The organism is uncultured Victivallis sp. (genome assembly GCF_944391105.1).
Taxonomy (GTDB): domain Bacteria; phylum Verrucomicrobiota; class Lentisphaeria; order Victivallales; family Victivallaceae; genus Victivallis.
Window position 1 is genome coordinate 13202 of the sequence record NZ_CALXSK010000045.1, and the last position, 22446, is coordinate 35647.

The 22446-nt window shown below is 58.3% G+C and carries 16 protein-coding genes and 1 tRNA gene; 10 read left to right on the forward strand and 7 right to left on the reverse strand.

All coding sequences use genetic code 11. The features are described from left to right. The first annotated feature begins 102 nt into the window (after positions 1–102). Positions 103–2607, forward strand: coding sequence for an ATP-dependent Clp protease ATP-binding subunit (locus tag Q0K10_RS12660; protein WP_294507629.1), 2505 nt, complete (start codon positions 103–105; stop codon positions 2605–2607). Between the two features lie 82 nt (positions 2608–2689). Here the strand turns inward: Q0K10_RS12660 and Q0K10_RS12665 are convergent, their stop codons facing one another. After that, positions 2690–4072 carry a GntR family transcriptional regulator gene (locus Q0K10_RS12665; RefSeq protein ID WP_294507631.1) on the reverse strand — a complete coding sequence of 461 codons (1383 nt, stop codon included), beginning with the start codon at positions 4070–4072 and terminating at the stop codon, positions 2690–2692. 185 nt (positions 4073–4257) lie between these two features. On the opposite strand from Q0K10_RS12665, the gene Q0K10_RS12670 reads away from it, so the two are divergent. Beyond that, positions 4258–4950 carry a type II secretion system protein gene (locus tag Q0K10_RS12670; RefSeq protein ID WP_294507634.1) on the forward strand — a complete coding sequence of 231 codons (693 nt, stop codon included), beginning with the start codon at positions 4258–4260 and terminating at the stop codon, positions 4948–4950. Between the two features lie 52 nt (positions 4951–5002). Further along, the gene (locus tag Q0K10_RS12675) at positions 5003–8464 is read left to right on the forward strand and encodes a beta-galactosidase trimerization domain-containing protein (protein WP_294507637.1); all 3462 of its coding nucleotides are present in this window, start codon (positions 5003–5005) and stop codon (positions 8462–8464) included. A gap of 153 nt (positions 8465–8617) precedes the next feature. Here the strand turns inward: Q0K10_RS12675 and Q0K10_RS12680 are convergent, their stop codons facing one another. After that, complete coding sequence (locus tag Q0K10_RS12680; RefSeq protein ID WP_294507639.1) at positions 8618–8830, reverse strand: hypothetical protein; 213 nt, start codon at positions 8828–8830, stop codon at positions 8618–8620. A gap of 145 nt (positions 8831–8975) precedes the next feature. Here Q0K10_RS12680 and Q0K10_RS12685 point away from each other — a divergent pair, with 145 nt between their 5' ends. From Q0K10_RS12685 to Q0K10_RS12695, 3 genes are read left to right on the forward strand one after another with little or no spacing between them, the layout of a single operon-like run. Further along, positions 8976–10085 (forward strand): SGNH/GDSL hydrolase family protein, encoded by a 1110-nt coding sequence (locus Q0K10_RS12685; protein ID WP_294507641.1) that lies wholly within the window; start codon positions 8976–8978, stop codon positions 10083–10085. 48 nt (positions 10086–10133) lie between these two features. Further along, the gene (locus Q0K10_RS12690; protein ID WP_294507644.1) at positions 10134–10379 is read left to right on the forward strand and encodes a hypothetical protein; all 246 of its coding nucleotides are present in this window, start codon (positions 10134–10136) and stop codon (positions 10377–10379) included. Beyond that, the gene (locus Q0K10_RS12695; protein ID WP_294507646.1) at positions 10363–10566 is read left to right on the forward strand and encodes a hypothetical protein; all 204 of its coding nucleotides are present in this window, start codon (positions 10363–10365) and stop codon (positions 10564–10566) included. The genes Q0K10_RS12690 and Q0K10_RS12695 overlap by 17 nt, the downstream gene beginning before the upstream one ends. Positions 10567–10660: 94 nt before the next feature. Here the strand turns inward: Q0K10_RS12695 and gpmI are convergent, their stop codons facing one another. Both gpmI and lpxA read right to left on the reverse strand, forming a co-directional pair. Next, positions 10661–12313, reverse strand: a complete 1653-nt coding sequence (gene gpmI, locus Q0K10_RS12700) for a 2,3-bisphosphoglycerate-independent phosphoglycerate mutase (RefSeq protein ID WP_294507648.1) — start codon at positions 12311–12313, stop codon at positions 10661–10663. Between the two features lie 23 nt (positions 12314–12336). Then, complete coding sequence (lpxA, locus tag Q0K10_RS12705) at positions 12337–13137, reverse strand: acyl-ACP--UDP-N-acetylglucosamine O-acyltransferase (RefSeq protein WP_294507650.1); 801 nt, start codon at positions 13135–13137, stop codon at positions 12337–12339. A gap of 137 nt (positions 13138–13274) precedes the next feature. Here lpxA and Q0K10_RS12710 point away from each other — a divergent pair, with 137 nt between their 5' ends. Both Q0K10_RS12710 and Q0K10_RS12715 read left to right on the forward strand, forming a co-directional pair. Continuing rightward, positions 13275–13748, forward strand: coding sequence for a TrmH family RNA methyltransferase (locus Q0K10_RS12710; RefSeq protein ID WP_294507652.1), 474 nt, complete (start codon positions 13275–13277; stop codon positions 13746–13748). Beyond that, positions 13745–14494 carry a hypothetical protein gene (locus Q0K10_RS12715; protein ID WP_294507654.1) on the forward strand — a complete coding sequence of 250 codons (750 nt, stop codon included), beginning with the start codon at positions 13745–13747 and terminating at the stop codon, positions 14492–14494. Before Q0K10_RS12710 ends, Q0K10_RS12715 begins: the two co-directional genes overlap by 4 nt. 13 nt (positions 14495–14507) lie before the next feature. On the opposite strand, the gene Q0K10_RS12720 is transcribed toward Q0K10_RS12715, so the two are convergent. From Q0K10_RS12720 to Q0K10_RS12730, 3 genes are read right to left on the reverse strand one after another with little or no spacing between them, the layout of a single operon-like run. After that, a complete protein-coding gene (locus Q0K10_RS12720; protein ID WP_294507656.1) occupies positions 14508–15503 on the reverse strand; it encodes a tRNA-dihydrouridine synthase family protein in 996 nt (331 codons plus the stop codon). A 4-nt stretch (positions 15504–15507) separates the two neighbouring features. Next, positions 15508–16341, reverse strand: coding sequence for an RNA polymerase sigma factor RpoD/SigA (locus Q0K10_RS12725; RefSeq protein WP_294507658.1), 834 nt, complete (start codon positions 16339–16341; stop codon positions 15508–15510). Positions 16342–16366: 25 nt separating this feature from the next. After that, a complete protein-coding gene (locus tag Q0K10_RS12730) occupies positions 16367–19339 on the reverse strand; it encodes a phosphoribosylformylglycinamidine synthase subunit PurS (RefSeq protein WP_294507660.1) in 2973 nt (990 codons plus the stop codon). Positions 19340–19556: 217 nt separating this feature from the next. Between Q0K10_RS12730 and Q0K10_RS12735 the strand changes: the two genes are divergently transcribed. Next, positions 19557–21746 (forward strand): alpha-galactosidase, encoded by a 2190-nt coding sequence (locus Q0K10_RS12735; RefSeq protein ID WP_294507662.1) that lies wholly within the window; start codon positions 19557–19559, stop codon positions 21744–21746. Between the two features lie 99 nt (positions 21747–21845). Further along, positions 21846–21921: transfer RNA gene (locus tag Q0K10_RS12740), tRNA-Arg, on the forward strand. The last annotated feature ends 525 nt before the right edge of the window (positions 21922–22446 follow it).

Here is a 22446-nt window from a genome sequence, read left to right on the forward strand (position 1 = left end):
TTTTCGATAGTATAAAGTAAAATGGTTAACTTTTCAAGTTGACTTGTAAAAAAAAACGTTTATATTGTCATAAAACACGAAGAAAATCGAGAGGAGATACCAATGGCCAAACCAGAAGACAACAATTTCGGGAATCTGACACCGCGTGCGCGGCAGATCCTGCTTCTCGCGAAACAGGAGGCCGAGCGTTTCAACCATGATCATATAGGAACCGAGCATCTGCTGCTGGGGATTCTCTGCCTCAACGAAGGGGTGGCGGTCAACGTACTCAAGTCGCTGGGCCTGAATCTTTCACAGCTGCGGCTTGAGGTGGAGAAATCGTGCGGGGTCGGCGGTTCGACCCAGACCGACGGCCCGCTGCCGCTGACGCCGCGCCTCAAACGCGTGCTGATGCTGGCAGCGACCGAAGCACAGGCGATGAACTACAACTTCGTCGGAACGGAACACCTGCTGCTGGCGATTTTGCGCGAAGGAGAGAGCGCGGCGGCTCGGATTCTGCAGAATCTGAACGTAAATCTGGACGAGGTCCGGCAGGCGGTCATCAAGACGCTCGACTCGGACTATCTGCCCGACAACAACGACGATCCGGATGTGCCGAACATTCCGCCGCAGCCGAACAACGGCGGCAACGGGGGAAGTGCGAATCAGACCGGCTCGGAGGGGTTGAATGCCTTGAACGCCTTCGGGCGCAATCTGACCGATCTTGCGGCGAAAGGCGAACTCGACCCGGTGATCGGTCGTACCGATGAGATCGAACGCGTGATCCAGGTGCTCTGCCGCCGGACCAAAAACAACCCCGTGCTGATCGGGGAAGCCGGCGTCGGCAAAACCGCGATTCTCGAAGGACTCGCGGAGGCGATCGTCGCCCGCAAGGTTCCGGATCTGCTCGCAGACAAGATGGTCTATGCCATCGACCTGCCGCTCATGGTCGCGGGGACCAAGTACCGCGGCCAGTTCGAGGAGCGGATCAAGGCTGTGATCGACGAGGTGCGCAACTCCGGCAAGGTGATTTTGTTCATCGACGAGCTGCATACGATCGTCGGCGCGGGCGGTGCAGAGGGGGCGATGGACGCCGCGAACATCATCAAGCCGGCGCTTTCGCGCGGCGAACTGCAGTGTGTCGGCGCAACGACGCTCGACGAATACCGCAAAGGAATCGAGAAGGACGCGGCGCTCGAACGGCGGTTTCAGCCCGTGCTCGTGAATCCGCCGAGCGTCGAGGATTCGATCAAGATCCTCGAAGGGCTCAAGGAGACCTATGAGAAGCACCATCACGTCCAGTATGCGGATGGTTCGCTCGAGGCGGCGGTGAAACTCTCGGACCGCTACATCACCGGGAGATTCCTGCCGGACAAGGCGATCGACGTCATGGACGAAGCGGGGGCGCGCGCGCGGATCAGCAGCGTCTGCCCGCCGCCGGACACCGCGTCTGCGGAACAGGAGATCGAGGCAGCCAAGGCGAACAAGGAGGCGGCGATCGTCGAGCAGAACTTCGAGGCCGCCGCCAAATGGCGGGATCGCGAACGCGAACTCAAACGCAATCTGCAGGAGCTCCAGGACAAGTGGAAGCAGGAGTGCGCCGAAAAGAAAACCGTCATCACGAAGAGCGACATTGCCGCCGTCGTTGCGAAACTCACCGGCGTGCCGCTTCAGCAGATGGAGGAGGGCGAGAGCAAGAAACTCCTGCGCATGGAGTCCGAACTCAAGAAAACCGTCATCGGTCAGGACAACGCGGTCGGAATCATCTCCCGGGCGCTGCGGCGCAGCCGTGCCGACCTGAAGAATCCGGCGCGTCCGATCGGATCTTTCATCTTCCTCGGACCGACCGGCGTGGGCAAGACGTTGCTGGCCAAGGCGCTCGCGGAGTTCATGTTCGGCGACCAGGATGCGCTCATTCAGGTCGATATGTCCGAATACATGGAGAAGTTCAACGTGTCTCGCCTCGTCGGATCTCCGCCGGGGTACGTCGGTCACGGTGAGGGAGGCGAGTTGACCGAGAAAGTTCGTCGCCGGCCCTACTCGGTCGTGCTCTTCGACGAGATCGAAAAGGCGCATCCGGATGTGATGCACATGCTTTTGCAGATTCTCGAAGAGGGGCGCATCACCGACACGCTCGGGCGGCGCATCGACTTCCGTAACACGATCATCATCATGACGAGCAACGTCGGCGCCGAACAGCTTGCAAAAGGAAGCGCTCCACTCGGGTTCGGAAGCGATTCGACCGAATCGCAGAGCGCCGATGAGCGGCTGCTCGGAATTGCGAAGAAGTTCTTCAAGCCGGAGTTCATCAACCGGGTCGACGACATCATCGTCTTCCGGAAGCTGAACAAAGAGGATCTGCTTGCGATCATCGACATCGAACTCGGCAAACTGCGCGAGCGGCTTCTCGGACGCAAACTCGGATTCGAAATCTCGGACGAGGTCAAGGATTTCCTGATCTCCAAAGGTTACGAACCGGAATTCGGCGCCCGTCCGCTGCGGCGCGCTGTCGAGCGCTACATCGAGGATCCGCTCGCGGAGGAGATTCTGCGCGGAAGATTCGAAAAGGCGAAGAAGGTGCGGGTCGAACTCGATCAGCAGAAGATCCTGTTCTTCCCGGAAAGCTGATTCCAGGTTGAAAAAACCTCGCCCCTCCGCCCCGGTCAACGGGCTGCGGCGGGGCGTTCTGTATTTCAGGGGGGGGAAGAGTTTACAGCCGGGCGTTGATCTTGCGGCAGAAGTCGCGGCACTGTTCGCGGGTCAATCTCAACTTGTGCGCCAGCAGAACCGCGATTGTCTCGGCAATCGCGTTGACGGCCTGACGGCTCGTGCTCTGAATCGACGGAATCGCCTCCGGCAGCAGATCGACCATCATGGAAGGGACGCCGTTTGCTGCCGGGTCATAAGCAGGAAGCGTGTGAATTTGCCGACAGTAACCGGAATAGGGTCCGGGTTCGAAACAGCGTTCGAGCAACGCAAAACGTTCTTCCGCCCGACCGCCGGTCGTCAGACCGACTCCCCAGACCGAGAGTGAAGTTGCGGAACGTTTCCCGGCGGGAAGTTTCACCATGCCCCAGTCGGCTTCCGGCATGCGTTCGCGCAGCAGCGCGTAGTCTACGCCGTCGCCGATGAGCATCGCGGCGAAGTCATTGCTCATGAGATCAACGAGAGCGCTTCGCACATCGCCGTGGCGATGGCTGCATACTCCCGGAAGCCGGTAGAGTTCGGAGAAGAATGAGAGCGCTTCGAATGCCGGGTCGCTGTCGATCACGCAGTTTCCGTTGCGGTCGAAAAATTCGCCGTTGTTCTGGAATACAAACGGAATGAAACTGTTCGGCGTGAACAGGATTGCCAGTCCGTAACAAATCACGCCGTCTGCGCCCGCTTCGGTCAGAAGTTCGGTGTGGCGCAGAAGGGAATTCCAGTTCCACGAGCCGTCGGGTTCGGGAATGCCGCGACGGCGGAACACCCGGCGGTTGTAAAACAGCATGAGAGGGTTGAATGAGAGCGGCAGTGCGCAGAGCTTGCCGCCGTAACTCATCGAGCGCAGCAGCTCCGGCGGAAATCCTTCCGGAGAGAGCCGGGTGGAACGTTCGAGAAAACCGTCGAGCGGAAGCAGCGCCTTTTCGGCGGCGAGGACCGGCAGCAAACCTTCGTTGAGCGCGATCAATCCGGGATGAGACTCCGAACCGGAATTCCTGGAGATGATCCAGTCAATGTAATGCGGATTGTAGTCATAAGTTACGGCGGGGAACGAAGAGAACTCCAGCTCCGGAGAAAGCGCGGCCGCCATATCCATGGTCTCCATCGAGGGCAGCACGCAATCCCAGTTGTAGAAATAGTTTTTCGGATCCTCGACCGCGGCAGTTCCGCGGACGAACGTGCCGGAACCGGGTCTGCGCTCCACCAGACCTTTTTTCTCCAGGGCACGATACGCGGAGAGGCAGACTGCCGTGCTGATCTCATACTGCCCGGCAAGATCGCGTACGCTCGGCAGACGCGACCCGGCGGGAAGTGTCCCGTCGGAAATCCGCGCCTCCATCTCCGCTGCGATCCGCCGCGTCATCGGAATTCCCTGGTTCGTACCGTTCATTTCCGTCTTCCTCCCTGTTGCATGCTGGTACCATTTCCATTCATAATAAATATATCACAATATATCACTTTGTCAAGAGAATTATTTTTAATTTATTTATCTAAAACAGAACTTGACAATGTGATTTATTTCTGGTATAATTATAAAAGAACAAATTCAACCGCAACCAAATATGAGGGACGGCAATGAAAAAGAGATCGTTTACCTTGATAGAGCTCCTGGTAGTGATTGCGATTATCGCCATTCTGGCGGGGATGCTGCTGCCCGCTTTGAACCAGGCGCGCAACAAAGCACGCGACATCAATTGCCTGAACAACCTCAGGCAGCTGACGCTCGGGACCATTCAGTATACCGATGCGAACAATGGAATTGTTCCGCCGCACTCCTACGGCGGGAATCCTGTCGATGCCACGTGGCTCGGTTTGATCACGCCCTATGTCGGAGCCAACCAGAGCACGGAATCGAATTGCAACAGCTGGTTGACGAAAAACAGCAACGGGACATATCAGCCGGTTTCCAAACTGATGCTTTGTCCCGCCCGCGGCGCCGCCAGCGGCACGAAAAACGAACTGCTCCTGGACAATTACGGAATCAATTTCAATATGACCTATCAGGATGCGGAACATTCCAATACGATCAAAAGGCTCCGCCGTCCCTCGGAACGCTGTCTGCTGGGAGACAACTCCCGCATCACCTCGTCCTACAATTTTCCGATTCTCGAAGGAAAAAGCGATCTGTCCACCCGTCACTTCAACAATGCGGGCAGCAACATCGGTTACTGCGACGGCCACGCGTCGCCGTTGCGCAAGAACGATCTGCCGGATGGACAGCACATCTACTTCTGGGGTCGCTATGCCCCCGGGAATTACGGGGAGTGATTTCCCTTTTCCGCAACGAGTTCCATGAAATCCACAAAACGATGGTGCGAATATGAAAAAACTGATATCCACTCTGCTGTTCGGCGCATTCGCGCTCTCCGTCATGGCGGCGGAACTTTTCACCGACAACTTCCCCGGAGAGAAAATCGGCTCTCACTGGAGCGGGAGCGGCGGAACATTCTCCGTTGCGGACAACGCGCTTACGATCCGCTCCGAAAAGAGCAATCCGGTTCTCTATCTCAACGGGAAGAACTGGAAAAACTACCGGGTCACCCTGAATGTGACCCGGCCGACGGGTTCGCGTCTTGAGCTTTATGTGGGATGGCGCTATCCCGAATTCGTGAAGCTGGTCTTTTCGCCCCCCTACCCCGGAACGCTCAAGTTCATCACGGCCAAAGGCGAAACCGCCGCGGAATTCAACTACGCACAGAAAGTCGATGCCAAGTCTCCGCTCGCGATCGAAGTCGACGTTCTCGGGCGCAAGGTGATCTGCCGCATCAACGGGGTGGAAATCGGCACCTACGAAGCGCCCGCACCGGTCTACGGCTCGATCGCCCTCGGCGGCGAATGGAACTCGAATCTGCAGATCCGCAATCTCACGGTCACGCAGCTGGAAGCTCCGGCGGAGCCGAAGCCGCCGGTCGTCGACCGCTTCACGCGGCCCGAGATCCGGAACGGAACCTTTTACGTCGACGGGAAACCCACCTTCATGCTCGGCGTGAATGATTCTCAGAACTTCTGGGAGTTCGGCAAGTTCAACGCCGAGCCGCCGTTCGCTCCGAACGACGTGTTCACGGACCTCATGAGCCGCGAGACCGCGAAGAAGATGGGATTCAACTCCCTGCACGTCCCGACCTCGGCCCGGCAGGCGGCGGACTCGTATCTGGAGGAGCTGAAACTCACTCCGGAGCAGGCCGACCAGCTGTTCGGGCTCGGCTACCCGCAACACTGGAGCGAGCGGGCGCGACACCGGGAACGGGTCGCCGGAATACCACTCGTGGTCGATTACTCGGCGCTGCATCTCTTCACGATGCCGACACAGCGGGAAAGACTCCGGAAGGCAGGATTTCCCGCTGAATTTTATCACGACGGCGGATTCATGCCCTACGTGCCGGAAGTTCCGCTCGGCAGAGCGATCTACAACACCTACTTCAGGGGCGGCGCCGAATACTGGCTCAACTACGGCAACTCGAATCCCTGGGTTTACGAACTCTTCAACGAAGTGCAGTGGTACCACTCCAAACACCTCGAAAACCGGAAACTTTTCGGCGAATGGCTTCGGAAAAAGTACGGCACGCTCGACCACCTCCGCGCGGTCTGGGGCGAGGAGACGCCCGCCTCGTTTGAATCCGTCGTCGACCTGACCCCATGGAGCGGCAAGGCGATGAAGGCCGACTGGATGATGTTCCTCGGCGACCGTTTCGTCGAAGTATTCAACGACGGCAAAGCCGCGATTCAGAGCGTCGACCCGCGCCGCAGCAACGTCTACTTCGACATCGAAATCGCAGTTGCTTCGGTCTGGTATGAACAGAACGGCATCGATTATTACAAACTCATGAAAGCCGCCGACCTCTTCGGCACCGAAGGGGGCATGCCGTTCGGCCTCTTCGCCGAAAGCGGCAAAAGCTATCTCGACGACGTGATGAACAACTCGAAGATCAAAGTCATGTTCGTCAACGACCTTGCGCGCAGTTTCGCCGGCGACAAGCCGATCCTGAATCAGGAGGCCTATGTCAAGCGCACGCACGGCAAACTCGGCATCGTGCCGACCCGGCGCAGCGATTTCCCGACACTCTTCTGGTTCGAGGTGTTCCACAACTTCTCCGGTTCGCAGGTCTACTGCTGGTGGCAGGGCTACCGCAACAACGGCTGGAAAACGCTCGAAGACGCCCGCAAAACCACCAAAACCGTTCCCCCGGCACTGCTGAATCCCTACGCTTATCCGTTCGAGTCTCTGAAGGGATTCAAGGATTTCGAAACCGAGATCGGACGGCTCGCCGAAATCGCTCTGCCCTATCCCCGCGTCACGCAGGAGATCGGCATTCTCTACTCTCTGCCGTCGGTCTGGCGGCAGCCGCACGCCGTGAGCGGGAATCAGAAATTCCCGTACCAGCAGAACTGCTTCCACTGGTACGATGCGTTCCTGCGCCGCCAGCTCCCGGTCGCGGTCATCACGGAACAGGAGCTCATCGAGCGCGGCCCCGGTTCCTTCAAGGTCATCGCCGTGCCGTATCCGTCGCATACGTTCGCCGAAACGCCGGAGAAACTGCGCGAATTCGCGAAAAACGGCGGCATCGTCCTCGTCGGGGAAGGCTCGATGAAATTCGATCCCTACGGCCGCGAACTCAAAAATTCGAAACTTTCCGGAAAAAACGTCCGGACCATTCCGGCCGGAATCCCCTCGGATGAACAGGCGAAAAGGTTGAATGCCGCCCTCGACGACGCGGGCTACCGTGCGCCTTTCCGAGTCACCTCCTCCGATGAAAAACTGCTCTCCGAACTCGAAGCGCGGGTCATCCGCCGCCCCGGGACCGATCTCTACTTCTTCTGCAACTGGGATTCGCGCACGGCGGGGACCGTCCAGTTCCATCCGGCCCGTCTCTCCGGAAACCGGATTTACGTAACTGACATGGTGCGCATGGCGCCGATGCCCGCCCCCTCCGGCAAGCTGGAGTGGAGCGCCTCTGAACTCGCCGCCGGACTCCCGGTCGCGATTCCCTCCCAGGAACGCGTGCTCATCGCCGTCTCGACCCAACCGTTCGCGGAGGCGACGAATGCACCGCTCACCGCCGAAGCCGTCCGTAAACTCGCCGCCGACGCAAAACAGTTCCTTGACGCCGAAAATGCGAAACTCGACCGGGAACTCACCGAAGTCGAAGCCGCCGAAAAAGCCGCCTTTCTCGCGGCCCGCAAGCCATACCCGGCCAATCCCCGCTCCTGTGTTCCGCTCGATCTTTCCGACACGGCAAACATGGGATTCCGCGATGACGCGGCAGGAGACCGCAAAGGCGGCTGGACCGATCAGGGGGCGATGGATTTCCGTGAATTCCCGACTGGGAAGCAGACATTTGCGGGCGTTCCGTTTCAGGTGATCGACCCCGCCGGAAACGACGGAAAAAGCTGTATCGTCCTCGCAGGAACCGTCAAATATTTCCCGCAGGAATCAGCGGACATCAAAGTCGGCGGCCTCGTGAAGAATCTTTACTTCCTCCACACCGCCGCCTGGGGAGGACAGAAGGGCAGACAGTTCGAATACCGCGTCACCTATAAGGACGGAACCACGGCTGTCATCCCGGTCAACGGCGGCAGCGAGTGCGCCGACTGGGTCGGCAACACACCGATTTCGAACGGCAGCATCGTCGCCGAAACCGCCAAGCCGAACGGCGTCAAAATCGGCGCCTACGTGACAAGCTGGAAGAATCCGCACCCGGATAAGCCGGTTCAATCGATCAAAGCGGTTTCCGCCGCGGCCGACGCCGTGCCGATCATCATCGCCATCACCGCCGAACGGTGACGTTACGCCCCGGCTTCGCAGCCGGAGCTTATTCACAGCTCAGAATACGCAAAAGCCGCCCCGCACGATACGGGACGGCTTTTTCAACGCACAACCGGAACGGTTATTTGAAGACCAGCACGCCCGCCTTCTTCGCCTCCTCGACCATCGCCTTCAGGTGATTGATGTTGCTGTGAACGTCGAATCGTGCAACTTCACATTTTCGACGAGTTTCTTCCAGACGTCTCCGGCGAAGAGTTTCTTCGACGTGACCGCTTCCTCGACCAGCTTCGCGCCCTGCGAGAAAACCCGGCCGCTGTCGATCGCGGGGTTGGTTTTCCAGACAAGGTAATTCCGATTCCAGAATTGGCAAATGAAACAGGACAATATTTTACATTTCCGCCATCACCCCATATTCGGAACGAGATATGCAAAAACCCTTTTTTTTTCTCCGGAAACCTTGTTTTCCGGATGAACCTGAGTATAGTTTATATTCCGATACCTCAACAAAACAAAGGAACGGTACCACATCATGCCGAAGACCAGAAAACAAATGGACATTTCCAGAATCGACCGGAATTTCTCCGCTCCCGGAATCGGGGATTTCAAAGTGTTTTACACCGATGTGAAAAAAGCTCCCTTTGTCATTGAAGGTCTGCCGTGGTTCAGGCAGAATCACTCCGCCTATTACCGCATTCCCCGGGAACTGACGCAGGAAGAAACCAATGAAGGGATAATAGCCTTGTCCAATCATACCGCGGGAGTCTGTGTCCGTTTCCGTTCCGATTCACCAGTGATCACGGTACGTGCGAAACTGGCATATTCCTCCGATATGAATCACATGCCGCGCGCGGGCAGCGCGGGATTTGATTCCTACTGCACGCCGGACGGCGGAAAACAGTGTTACAACAAAACCGTCCAGCCGAACCGCGACCAGATCGACATCGAAGCACTGCTCGGCATAAATCCCGGAAAAGGAATGTGCGACTGGCTGATCAATTTCCCTCTCTACGGAGGAGTGGAGACCGTTGAAATCGGCATTGTCAAAGGCTGCCGACTGGAAGGTGCGACCCCCCACAAGGTCAAAGATCCTGTTCTGTTTTACGGGTCCTCCATCACGCAGGGAGGATGCGCATCCCGTCCCGGCAACGCCTATACCTCCATGCTCTGCCGTGCGGTGGACGCGCCGCAGATCAATCTCGGCTTTTCCGGTTCTGCGCGCGGGGAGGAGGCGCTGGCAAAAGCCATCGGGCAGCTGAAACTCTCGGCGTTTATTTACGATTACGACCACAATACCCCCAGTGCAGACCACCTGAAAAAGACCCATGAAAAATTTTTCCGCATTGTCCGGGAACTGCAGCCGGAACTGCCGATAGTCATGCTTTCCATGTGTGATTATAAGGATACTCCGGACTGCAACCAGCGGCGGGAAATCATCCGGACAACTTACCGGAACGCGGTGAACGGCGGCGACCGGAATGTGTATTTCATCGATGGAGAAACCCTGTTCGGGAGGAAAATGCGCGACGCATGCACGGTGGACGGCTGTCATCCGAACGATCTGGGATTCTACCGGATGTATAAACATGTCCTGCCGGTTCTGAAAAAAATCGTAAGGAAAAATCCGCGAAAAGGAGTTTGAGAGAGGAGAAAATGGACTTCCGAGACTCTTACTCGTCAGAAATTCGATATGCGGCTGCGTGATCTGGAAATCAAATATCGCACGATTCCACAGGAAAAAGCACAGATGAGGGAAGAGCTGGAAGCCGCGGCAGCCGTGGTCCGGCAGGCAAAAGAGCAATTGCAGAATGTGAAGCGTTCCATCCGGGAAACCCGGTCCGCCATTGCCGGGATGAATGACAAGATCAGAAAAACCGAGCGCAGTCCACAATGGTCAGGAAAACGCGGAATATCAGGCAATGCCTGCCGATATTGAAGCCACCGGGACACGTATCTCCGAACAGGAAACAAGAGAAATTGAACTGTATGACGAACAGGAGAATGCCAGAAAGAACCTTCTGAACGCGAAAGGAGGACTATTCCGCGGCGGAACGTGCGGAGAAGCGGTTTCCGCCGCGGCCGACGCCGTGCCGATCATCATCGCCATCACCGCCGAACGGTGACGTTACGCCCCGGCTGAACTTATTCACAGCTCAGAATACGCAAAAGCCGCCCCGCACGACACGGGACGGCTTTTTCAACGCATAACCGGAACGGTTATTTGAAGACCAGCACGCTCGGGTCGTACCCCTCCGGCGCCTCGTAACCGAGCAGCTCGATGCAGGTCGCCGCCAGCGAACTGATGCCAAGCCCCTCGCGCAGCTCCGGCTTGTACTCGCCCTTCGACTCCGGATCGAAGATGATGCATGGAACCGGATTCAGCGAATGACTCGTCTTGCGCGCCGGAACACCGTTCTTGTCGAGCTTCACGTTGCCCTTCTTATCATGCTCAAGCATGTCGTCGGCGTTGCCGTGGTCGGCGCTGATGACCAGTACGCCGCCGGCCTTCTCGATCGCCTCCTTGATCCGCGCGAGGCAGAGATCGAGCGACTCCATCGCCACAATGACCGCCTCCATGCTCCCCGTGTGTCCGACCATGTCGCCGTTCGGGAAATTCAACCGGATCATACCGTATTTGCCGCTGCCGATCGCCTCGACCACCCGGTCGGTGATCTGCGCGCACTTCATCCACGGACGCTGTTCGAACGGAACAATGTCGGAACGGATCTCCTCGTAGTCATCGAGCGTCTCGCTGAACTTCCCGGAGCGGTTGCCGTTGAAGAAGTAGGTCACATGGCCGAATTTCTGCGTCTCGCTGACCGCAAGCTGCGAAACCCCTGTCGCACAGAGATATTCATCCATCGTGCGGTCGATCTCGGGCGGATTCACGAGGTAGAGCTTCGGCGCATGCAGATCGCCGTCGTACTCCATCATGCCCGCGTACATCACATCCGGCCGCACACCGCGGTCGAACTCAGCGAGTTCGTCTGCCTCGAACGCCTTTGTGATCTCAAGCGCCCGGTCGCCGCGGAAGTTGAAGAAGATCACCGAATCGTGATCGTGCATCGCCCCGACCGGCGTCTTCCCGTCATCGGAAATCACGAACGGCGGCAGATCCTGGTCGATCGCTCCCGTGCGTTTGCGCAGTTCCTCAACCGCCTCATGCGCACTCTTGAACATCTCGCCGTTGCCGTGCACGTGGATCTCCCACCCCTTGCGGACCATGTCCCAGTTCGCGCCGTAGCGGTCCATCGTGATGACCATGCGGCCGCCGCCGGAGGCGATCCGCGCATCGAAAGAGCTGTCGTTCAGCCCCGCAAGAAACTCCTCGAACGGATCGATGTAATCGAACGCGGAGGTCTCGGGAACATCGCGGCCGTCGAGCAGCGCATGGATCCGGACATGTTTCACGCCCGCCTTCTTCGCCTCCTCGACCATCGCCTTCAGGTGATTGATGTTGCTGTGGACGTTGCCGTCCGAGAAAAGCCCGAGAAAATGCAGCGTCGAATCGTGCGACTTCACATTTTCGACGAGTTTCTTCCAGACGTCGCCGGCGAAGAGCTTCTTCGACGTGACAGCCTCTTCGACCAGCTTCGCTCCCTGCGAGAAAACCCGGCCGCAGCCGATCGCGTTGTGCCCGACCTCGCTGTTGCCCATGTCCGCGTCGGAAGGCATGCCGACCGCCGTTCCGTGCGCCTTGAGTTTCGTGGTCGGGCAGCTCGCCATCAGACCGTCGAGCACCGGCGTGCGCGCCAGTTTCACGGCGTCTCCGTCGGCGTATTTGCCGAAACCGACCCCGTCGAGAATGCAGAGCACCACGGGTCCGCGGCGCGGCGTGAATTCCGGATTCTTCTTCAATGCTTCCAACATAATGATAAACTCCTCAAATCAATTTAATTGCGATGCCCTTCAACCTGGGCGGATATGACACCCTTCTTGCTGGTTTCGCAGAAGTGAATGAACTCCAGAACTTCCGGAATCTGCGGCAGTTCCGTCCGGATCTTCTCAAGCGCATTCGCCGGAATGAGTCCGCTGCGGTAGTAGATGCGGAAAATCTGCTTGATGACCGAAATCGTCTCGGTCGGAAATCCCGCGCGCTGCAGCCCGACCTTGTTGATCATCTTGACGCCGCCGTTGCGCCCCTCGGCCATCATGAACGGCGGAACATCCTTCGAAAAGACCGATCCGCCCGAGATGATCGCATACCGGCCGACCCGGCAGAACTGGTGAATGCCGACCAGTCCCGAGATCAGAGCGTTGTCGAACACCTGGCAGTAACCGGCAGTTCCGGCGTAGCCGACGTAGATGACGTTGTTCCCGACGATGCAGTTGTGGGCGACGTGAGTCGCATTCATGAACATGTTGTGGTTGCCGATCCGGGTCTCGCTGCCGGGCTTCGTTCCGGTATGAATCGTGCAGCCTTCGCGGAAGATGTTTCCGTCGCCGATATTCAGGTAGGTCGCCTCCCCCGGCACAACCGAATGATCCTGCGCCGGCTGCCCGAGTGCCGCGAACGGATGAATGACATTTTCGCGTCCGATGGTCGTATAGCCATCGATATTACAGTGCCCGATCAGGCGGGTTCCCGCCCCGATCTTCACGTTCGGGCCGATATAGCAGAAGGGACCGACTTCGACACCGTCTTCGAGCGTCGCTCCGTCGGCGACGATTGCAGAGGGATGGATTTTCGCCATGATACTCTATACCTCGCTGTTTTCTGGATTGCTGTAAGTTTGTCTAATATACCATCAAATCCGCCGACTATCAAATCCCGGCGCTTGCAAAACCCCGGAAAAGAGCGTATTTTAACAGGAAAGGATTGTTTGTTTGAATGAAACTCTGTCTGATACTCGACCGGCTGCGCAGCGCGCACAACACCGGCAACATATTCCGTATCGCCGAAGCGCTCGGCGCGGAGATCATCGCGTGCGGCTACACCCCCGCGCCGCCGCATCCGAAACTTGCCAAAACCGCAATGGGCACCGACCTTACAGTTCCGTGCCGCACCATGCCGGACGCAGTCTCGGCCATCCGGATGCTGCGAAACGAGGGATACCGGATGATTCTCGCGGCAGAACCGGGGCCGGAAAGCGTATTCGCCTGGGAAAAAAATTATGAATTCCCGCTCGCGGTTGTCTTCGGCAACGAGGCGCTCGGCGTCTCGCCCGAGGCGCTTGCGGAGGTAGACGGCCTCGTCGGGCTGCCGATGCTCGGCCGGAAAGCCTCCATCAACGTCGGAAATGCCGCCGCCGCCATTCTCTACGCGGTCGTAGCGGTCACTCAATACGGAGTTCGAAAACCATGAAAATCATCCTTGTCGGCAAAAATCTCGAGGACATCCGCCCTCTGCTCGCAGCTCGCGGCTTCGTCGAGGACTCCGCCGCACCGGAACTGGTCGTGGCACATGGCGGAGACGGCGCGCTGCTCGGAGCCGCACGCGCCTACCCGGATCTGCCGCTGCTGCCGATCCGCGACGCGCGCACTGCGCCGCTCTGCCCCGCACACGAGTGCGGAATCCAGCTCGATGCGTTTCGCGCCGGGGATACGCCCCTGACCCGCATGCCGAAAGTGTGCGGAACGGTCCGCAATGTCACGCTGTGCGCACTCAATGACGTATTTCTGCACAATCACGACCTCTCCAGCGCGCTGCGCTACCGCGTTCGAATCAACGGGGAACTTTATGCGAATGAAGTCGTCGGCGACGGCGTCGGAATCGCGAGCGTCCACGGCAGCACCGCCTATTACAAGAGCATCACCCACAGCGTTTTCCGGGTCGGTATCGGGCTGGCGTTCAGCAATTCGACCGAAGAGGTCAGCCATCTTGTGCTGGACTCCTCCTCGGTCATCGAGATCGAAGTCGTCCGGGGGCCGGGAATTCTCATTGCGGACAATGCCCCGGAACGGCCGCTGGTCTCGGAAGGCGAACTCGTCACCTTCCGCCAGTCAGAGGCCGGCGCAGAAGTCTACGGCCTTGAGAATTTCATGTGTCCCGCCTGCCGCGCGCTCCGGCATCCGAGTCCGCAGCCGCGTCCGTCCGGCTGGCTCTTCTGAACGATCCGCGATTTCACGCGTCCCGCGCGAATGCCCGTTCTCCGTCGGGACGGTGCACCAGCTCCTGCGGTGCCGCCGCGAGAAATGCATCGAACTCGGTTCTCGTGCAGAGAAACGAGATCCGCGAACGGAACTCGCCGCGAAATCCGCGTCCGCGAAGATAATCGTGCAGAATCTTCCGCGCGATCCGCATTGCGGACTCTTCGCCGTAGAGGTCGATCATCCCGTAAATGTGATTCCGGACAACTTCACTCCACTGTGCGATGGTCGGAGGAGCATACTCCTCCCCCTCGGCAAGTTCCCGGAAGAGCCACGGATTGCCCATCGCGCCCCGCGCAAGCATGACCGCGCCGCATCCGGTTTCGCGCCGGATCTCCCCGTAACTCTCCCGCCCGGTCACACCGCCGTTCGCAATGATCTGAACGTCCGGCAGCGCCTCGCGCACGAGCCGGATCTGGCGGAACGCCACAGGACCGGAGTAAAACGCCTCCTTGATGCGCCCGTGGATCGTAATCGCCTCTGCTCCAAGCTCAGCAAGTCCCTTCGCAAGCGCAAGCGTCGGAGCCGGATCTTCCGCATCGACAATCCGGATCTTCGCGGAGAGCCGGTGGCGCGACCGCTCACGGAACAGGGAAAAACATTCGAGCGCCCGGTCGATGTGCCGCCCGAGCTCGGCCCCCGCCCCCTTCTTCGCAACCTTCGGAACCGGACAGCCCAGATTGAAATCCAATATATCAAACGCATATTCGTTCAGGACGTCGAGCGCGATCTTCAAGTGCTCGAGGTTCGCGCCCACCAGTTGAACGCCGAGGAACGACTCATCTTCCCCACGCAGCAGCATCGACTCCGACCGTTTGCGCGCATAGGCCAGCGAAGCCGCATCAACCATCTCGGTGAATGCGTAACGGCAGCCGCAGCTGCGCGCAGCGCGGCGATAAGCAAGATCGGTATAGCCCGAAAGCGGCGCAAGAACAAGCGCCTCATCCGGATACGGAAACGGTGAACTCATCTGGTTACTTCATCTTGACAATCTGCTGCTGGAGTTTGCGCAGCGCCTGGTTCTGAATCTGCCGGACCCGTTCATTGGTGCAGCCGATGATCGCACCGACCTCTTCGAGCGTGCGAACCGGCTCGCCGTCAAGCCCGAACCGGAGACGCAACACCTGGCGTTCCCGCTCCGGCAACGTTTCAAGCAGAGCGAGAAGCTGCTCAATGTCCTCCAGATTGATCAACTCCTGATCCGGCCCCGGGGCGGTCTCATCATGCACGAACTCCATGAACTCGCCCCCGTCGGACTCCTCATTCGAAACCGGAGCATTGAGCGAATGCACTTCCACCTGATTCGAACTGCGCAGCCGCTGGATGGTCGCGACCGGCAGTTTCGCTGCATCGGCGACCTCTTCGTCGGTCGGTTCGCGGTCGAGCTTCTCGGCAAGTTCCCGCGCAACTTTGCGGATTCTCCGCCAGTTGATCTGCGTGCCGATCGGAACCCGCACCGTGCTGACCTGTTCGGCGATCGCCTGACGGATCGCCTGCTTGATCCACCACGCACTGTACGTGCTGAACCGTGCTCCGCGGGAGGGATCGAACTTCCGGGCCGCAGTGATGAGACCGCGGTTCCCCTCCGAGACAAGATCATCCCAGGAGAGTCCGCGGCCGAGAAAATCGTTTGCGATCTTCTGCACAAGCCGCAGATTCTGCTCGATCAGCGCATTGACGCGTTCCTCTTCGCTCTGCGCATTGGCGCGTTCCGCCTCGCTCTGCGCATTGGCGCGTTTATCCTCGCTCTTCGCGGTGACGCGTTCAGCAACGCTGTGCCGGGTTGTGCCGGTGTTCTCCTCCTCCACTTCCGACCTCGCAGTTAAGAATGGATCAAATCTGGTCGAGCGTGCCCTTGTATGCGTTCAGCAGCGCTTCCAGTGCAATGCGTTTCTCTCCGCCTTTCTTCGACCGGAAAATCAACTCCGGCTTTTCCGTCACCGTTCCAACGCAGGCGAACGGAATACCCTTGAGCTTCTCTTCGAACGCGGCACGATCAGACGGCCGCACCGTCGCCACAAAACGACTGTTCGACTCGGAGAAGAGAACCTCAATTTCATTGCAATCCTCCGCCGGAACCGCATCAAGATCAATCTCAAGCCCGAGACGCCCCGCCATCGCGACCCGCGCGAACGCCACGCCGAGTCCGCCGAGCGCCGGCGTCGTCAACGACTGCACCAGTTCCGCCTCGGTCGCCGCCGAAACCGCCCGGTAAATCGCCTTGGCCTGTTCGGCGTCGACCTTCGGGACCCGGTTGCCGAGCGCGTTGAGCATCGCGAAGTATTCACTGCCGCCGAGCTCAGGCAACGTGCGGCCGATCACATAGACGAGATCACCTGGCTGCTTCGCATCGGGCGTGACGGACTTGCGAATGTCATCCATTTTCGAAATCATGCTGAAGAGCAGCGAAGGCGGAATCGAAATTTTGCGCCCGCCGCGTGTACTGTCGTTCTTCATCGAGTCCTTGCCGGAGATGCACGGCACGAGGAACGCCTTCGTGTAATCCGCCAGCGCCTCGTTCGCGCGGACAAGCTGCGCGAGCTTGTACTCCCCGTCCGGCGTCTTTTCACTCTGCACCGGATCCGGCCAGCAGAAGTTGTCGAGGCAGGCGATCTTGTCGAGCTTGCCGCCGACCGCGATCACGCGGCGGATGCCCAGATCGATCTCAGACGCCGCCATGTGGTACGTGTCGATGTCACTGTAACGCGGCAGCAGCGCCGAAGAGAGGATCACGCCTTCCGTCGAGAGCGGTTCGATCATCGTGACCGTCGCATCGCCCTGCACATCACGGCACTTGCCGATGAACGGCTTGACCACGCTCAATCCTTTGACCTCATGATCATACTGGCGGGCCTTGTATTCGTCCGAACAGATATTCAACCGCCCCATCATCTCGACCAGATCCGCCGCACAGTCGCGGCAGGAGATCGACGGCTCGTCGAAGTGCGGTGCTTTCCAGACCGCCTTCAGGTGCATCTGCGGCAGACCGTCGTGCATGAACTCCAAATCAAGCAGACAGACGGTCTTTCCGTCATACAGGATGTGGAACTTGCCGTCGTCGGTGAACTCACCGAGGACCGACACCTCCACATCGCGTTCAGCAGCAAGCGTCTTGAACTCCTCAATCTTCTCGGGCGGAACCGCGAAACTCATGCGCTCCTGCGCTTCCGAAACCAGAATCTCCCACGGCTGAAGTCCGGCATACTTGACCGGCGCCTTCGCCAGATCCATGCGGCAGCCGTTGCACTGCTCGGCCATTTCGCCGACGCTCGAAGAGAGCCCGCCCGCACCGTTGTCAGTGATGAACCGGTAAAGTCCCCGGTCGCGCGCCTCACGGATGAAGTCGCCGAGCTTCTTCTGCGTGATCGGATCTCCGATCTGCACGGCCTGCACGGGACTGTCCTTGTGCAGCTCCTCGCTCGAAAAGGTCGCGCCGTGAATACCGTCCTTGCCGATGCGTCCGCCGCCCATGACGATGAGGTCGCCCGGCTCAATCCGCTTCGTCCAGCCCGGAACGCCGTTGATGCTTTTCGGCAGAGTGCCGACCGTGCCGCAGTAGACGAGCGGCTTGCCGATGTAACGCGCATCGAAGTATTCAAATCCGTTCCCGTAGGGGATGCCGGACTGGTTGCCGCCGTCGATCACCCCCTTGTGCACACCGTCACGCAACCGCCGCGGATGCAGCAGCCCCTCCGGAACATCCTTGTCGTCGGTGAAGGGCGAACCGAGGCAGTAGCCCCAGACGTTGATCAGGAGATCGGCCCCCTGCCCCGTCCCGAGCGGGTCGCGGTTCACGCCGACGATCCCGGTCATCGCGCCGCCATAGGGGTCGAGTGCGGACGGGCTGTTGTGGGTTTCGACTTTGTAGACGAGATCGACCTTGTCGTTGAAGGTGATAACCCCCGCATTGTCCTTGAAAACCGACACGAGATAGTCGACCTTCTCTGCGATCTCCTTCGTACTCTTCTGAATGAAGGTCTTGTAGCAGGAGGTGATCTCACGCTTCTCGCCGGTTTCGGCATCGGTGTAATCGACCTTCGCCGCAAAAATCTTGTGCTTGCAGTGTTCGCTCCAGGTCTGAGCGATGACCTCGAGCTCGACGTCGGTCGGATTGCGGCCGAGTCCGTACGCCTCGCGGTTCTTCGCATTGCGGAAATAGTTCTGGATCGCCTTCATCTCTTCAAGCGAGAGCGCGAGAATGCCTTTCCGGCTGATCTCCATAAGCTGCTCGTCGGAGACCTCGAGATTATATTCGCGCACCTTCACGTCGTCGACCGCCTTCACAAACGGCAGATTCATCGGAATGCCGTCGGAGACCTCCTCGCCGGAAAGCACGCAGACCGTCTGAATCAGTTCATTGGCCAGCAGCTTCGATGCGATCGCCTTCGCCTGTTCGCGTGTGAGCTCATGACCGTAGAAAAGGTATTCCGTCGAACTGAACACGACTTCATCCTCGCCGAGTTTGCGGCCGAGAATGTCGCCGACCGCGGACTTGGCGGAGCGGCCGACGTTGTCGGTCACGCCGGGCCGGAAACCGACCGCGACGAGGAAGTCGCATTCCGGAAGCGGCTGAAAGTTCTCGGACTTCGCCGCCGTCACGCGCCACCCCTGAAGAACGGGATTGTACAGCAGCGAGGCGATTTTCTGCGCCTCCTTCTCCGTAATGTCCGCCACAACGGTGTAGATGTCGCGCGTGCGGACCTGTTCCACGGGGAAACCGTAAAATTTTTCGATTTGTTTCTTCACACCCTCGCCGCGGGCGTCGCGCCACTGCGGCAGCGGCGAAATTTCGATTCTGTAATTCATCAGCCGGGCCTTTCGCTCAATATCCATCGGTCATGTGGTAATTTACACCCGAACCCGCTCCGTTACAAATGAAATCCGCCACTTTTTCCGGATTCCACAAGGATTCTCCGATTCCGCGGGGTTCCGAGCCGGAAAGGCTTGAAATATCCGGATCGTTGCATTATATTAACCGGAATATTTTTCTATTGCAGCAAACAATCATTGGGGAATAACGGGAATGCCGATCTCATTCAACGAAAAGAACCAAGTATTCAAACTCGACGCGGGGAACTCCACTTACGCGTTCATGATCGAACCGAACGGATATGTCGCCCACCTTTATTACGGGGATAAAATCGCGTCTGACGCATTCGAATATCTCTACCGCCGGATGGACCGGGCATTTTCACCTGCCGCCCCCGGAACGACCTCGTCGGAATCGCGTGATGTGATTCCGCAGGAATTCGGCACAAACGGCGTCGGAGACTTCCACGCACCATCCGCCATCATCCGGCAGGGGAACGGGCACACGGTGACTGATTTCAAGTATCGGTCGCATACGATCCGCCGGGGAAAGCCCTCCCTCCCCGGCCTTCCGGCGACCTTCGGAAGTGACGAGGAGGTCGATACGCTGGAGCTTTCGCTCTACGATGAAGCGAGTGATGTGGAATTTCTGCTTTCATACAGCCCATTTGCAAAATACAACGCGATCGCCCGTTCCGTAACGGTCATCAACCACTCGCAGGAACCGGTGCGCATTGAGAAAATCGCGAGCGCCGCACTTGATTTCGTGGATGGGCGTCTCGATCTGATTCATTTGCCGGGCGCCTGGGCGCGCGAGCGCAGTGTGGAGCGCCATCCGGTGAATCACTCCCGTACCGTGCTCGAATCCGTGCGCGGGCTTTCGAGCCACCAGCAAAACCCGTTTTTTGCTCTTGCGGCTCCGGAGACGACCGAGACGAGCGGAGAGGTTTTCGCGGCAACGCTGCTGTACAGCGGAAATTTCGCTGCGGAAATCGAGCTTGACCAGTTCAATCAGCTGCGCGCGCAGATCGGCATCAACGAGCGCACCTTTGAGTGGGAGCTCCGCTCCGGAGATCGCTTCACTGCCCCGGAGGCGCTCCTCGTCTATTCCCGGGACGGAATCGGCGGGATGAGCCGGACATACCACGACATGTTCCGGAATCACCTGATCCGCAGCCACTGGAAGGATTTGAAACGGCCGATTCTCGTCAACAACTGGGAGGCGACCTACTTTGACTTCAACGAGAAAAAACTGCTCTCGATCGCAAAAGACGCCGCGGAGCTCGGCATTGAGATGCTCGTGCTTGACGACGGCTGGTTCGGCAAACGGAACGACGACCACACCAGTCTCGGCGACTGGTTTGTGAACGAGGAGAAACTCAAGGGCGGACTGGGAAAACTTGCCGGGGAGATCAACAAACTCGGCCTCAAGTTCGGGCTCTGGTTCGAGCCGGAGATGATTTCGCGGGAGAGCGAGCTTTTCCGCGCCCATCCGGACTGGTGTCTGCATGTGCCGGGGCGCGGGGCGTCGGAAGGGCGCAATCAGCTGGTACTGGACATGTCGCGTCCGGAAGTGGTGGATTATCTGTTTCAAACGATCTGCAAGGTGCTGGACAGCGCGAACATCGAATACATCAAATGGGATGCGAACCGTCACCTTACAGAGGTTGGTTCCGCGGTGATGCCGGCGGACCGGCAGAAAGAGGTGTCGCACCGTTACGTGCTCGGGATGTACGAGCTGCATGAACGTCTTCTGAACCGTTACCCGAAACTTCTGATTGAGGGCTGTTCCGGCGGCGGCGGACGTTTTGACGCGGGAATGCTCTACTACGTTCCTCAGATCTGGACGAGCGACGACACGGATGCGATCGAACGTCTGAAGATCCAGTACGGGACAAGTCTGGTCTATCCCTGTTCGACGATGGGGGCGCACATTTCGGATTGCCCGAACCACCAGACGGGGCGGATCAATCCGTTTGCGACGCGGGGTTATGTTGCCTTGTCGGGGACGTTCGGTTACGAGCTTGATCTCAACAAGATGAACGCAGAGGAGCGGGCACTGATCCGGGAGCAGGTTTCGGAATATCACAAATACAATCACCTGATTGCGCAGGGAGATTTTTATCGTTTGACGGATCCGTTTGATCCCAGGACGGTAGTGGTGATCTGGGAACATGCGGCAAAGGACGGCTCCGAGGCATTGGTGACGATGGTTCAACCTCGGAACGTGCCGAATGGTCAGCTGTTCCGGGTGCGGTTGCGCGGACTTGATCCGGCGGGAGTTTATGAGGAAGAAAAGAGCGGCGTCTGCTACACAGGAGAGATGCTGATGAATGCCGGCCTGAACGTACCGCGTTACGAGCGTGACGGAGCCGGAGAACTGTTTCACTTTATTCGTCGCTGAAGGGACTTTTGCACGGGAAGTAAAGGAAAGCGCTTGATTTCCCGTGTTTCCCCTTGAAAAAAGCACAAACTGCGGATATTTTATAGGACAGTAACAGTCGGCCCGGTAGCTCAGAGGATAGAGCAGCTGCCTTCTAAGCAGTTGGCCGTGGGTTCGATTCCCGCCCGGGCTACCATTTTAACTCTCTGATTTCAAGCAAGAAGCAACGCAAAACCAACTTCTCTGCCTCATCCTGAATCAAGCTGATTTTTACTGCTTTTAGAACACGAATTAGAACATTTTTAGAACATCATTTTGGTTCTTATTCCATTTGTAACGTGCTCTTTTTCAAAGCAGGCCTGCACCAGCCGCAGAATGTCTGAAAGCAAATCTCATACAAATCCACTGTTTCTCTCTGTTCTCTCCTTTGAAAGAACATCCCCTCCCCTGCCAATGATGCAAATTCTAAGTTCAACTTGGAATTTGCATAAACCATCCTTGAACCCAGACCAGCACACCCCGGCGGAATCCATCGTTTCAGACCTCCGACCCCCAATGCAGACGGGAGGGAAATCGGAGGTTGTGTGGAATCGCTGTTATCTGCCCTGCGGGTGAGCGAGAAGCCACTTCTCCCGTTTCTCCCGGGCGATAGCTTCATCTTTGGCGAACTGACTGCAGAAGAACTTCCGGGTACGGCTCGGCGTCACATCTCTTTCATCGA

What these genes read in the sequence shown, in the direction of transcription:
- Q0K10_RS12670 (WP_294507634.1), top strand. Translation starts at nt 4,258, where the DNA reads ATGAAAAAGAGATCGTTTACCTTGATAGAGCTCCTGGTAGTGATTGCG.
- Q0K10_RS12715 (WP_294507654.1), top strand. Translation starts at nt 13,745, where the DNA reads ATGAAAATCATCCTTGTCGGCAAAAATCTCGAGGACATCCGCCCTCTG.
- Q0K10_RS12675 (WP_294507637.1), top strand. Translation starts at nt 5,003, where the DNA reads ATGAAAAAACTGATATCCACTCTGCTGTTCGGCGCATTCGCGCTCTCC.
- Q0K10_RS12665 (WP_294507631.1), bottom strand. Translation starts at nt 4,072, where the DNA reads ATGAACGGTACGAACCAGGGAATTCCGATGACGCGGCGGATCGCAGCG.
- Q0K10_RS12730 (WP_294507660.1), bottom strand. Translation starts at nt 19,339, where the DNA reads ATGAATTACAGAATCGAAATTTCGCCGCTGCCGCAGTGGCGCGACGCC.
- gpmI (WP_294507648.1), bottom strand. Translation starts at nt 12,313, where the DNA reads ATGTTGGAAGCATTGAAGAAGAATCCGGAATTCACGCCGCGCCGCGGA.
- Q0K10_RS12695 (WP_294507646.1), top strand. Translation starts at nt 10,363, where the DNA reads ATGCCTGCCGATATTGAAGCCACCGGGACACGTATCTCCGAACAGGAA.
- Q0K10_RS12685 (WP_294507641.1), top strand. Translation starts at nt 8,976, where the DNA reads ATGCCGAAGACCAGAAAACAAATGGACATTTCCAGAATCGACCGGAAT.
- Q0K10_RS12720 (WP_294507656.1), bottom strand. Translation starts at nt 15,503, where the DNA reads ATGAGTTCACCGTTTCCGTATCCGGATGAGGCGCTTGTTCTTGCGCCG.
- Q0K10_RS12735 (WP_294507662.1), top strand. Translation starts at nt 19,557, where the DNA reads ATGCCGATCTCATTCAACGAAAAGAACCAAGTATTCAAACTCGACGCG.
- Q0K10_RS12690 (WP_294507644.1), top strand. Translation starts at nt 10,134, where the DNA reads ATGCGGCTGCGTGATCTGGAAATCAAATATCGCACGATTCCACAGGAA.
- Q0K10_RS12660 (WP_294507629.1), top strand. Translation starts at nt 103, where the DNA reads ATGGCCAAACCAGAAGACAACAATTTCGGGAATCTGACACCGCGTGCG.
- Q0K10_RS12710 (WP_294507652.1), top strand. Translation starts at nt 13,275, where the DNA reads ATGAAACTCTGTCTGATACTCGACCGGCTGCGCAGCGCGCACAACACC.
- lpxA (WP_294507650.1), bottom strand. Translation starts at nt 13,137, where the DNA reads ATGGCGAAAATCCATCCCTCTGCAATCGTCGCCGACGGAGCGACGCTC.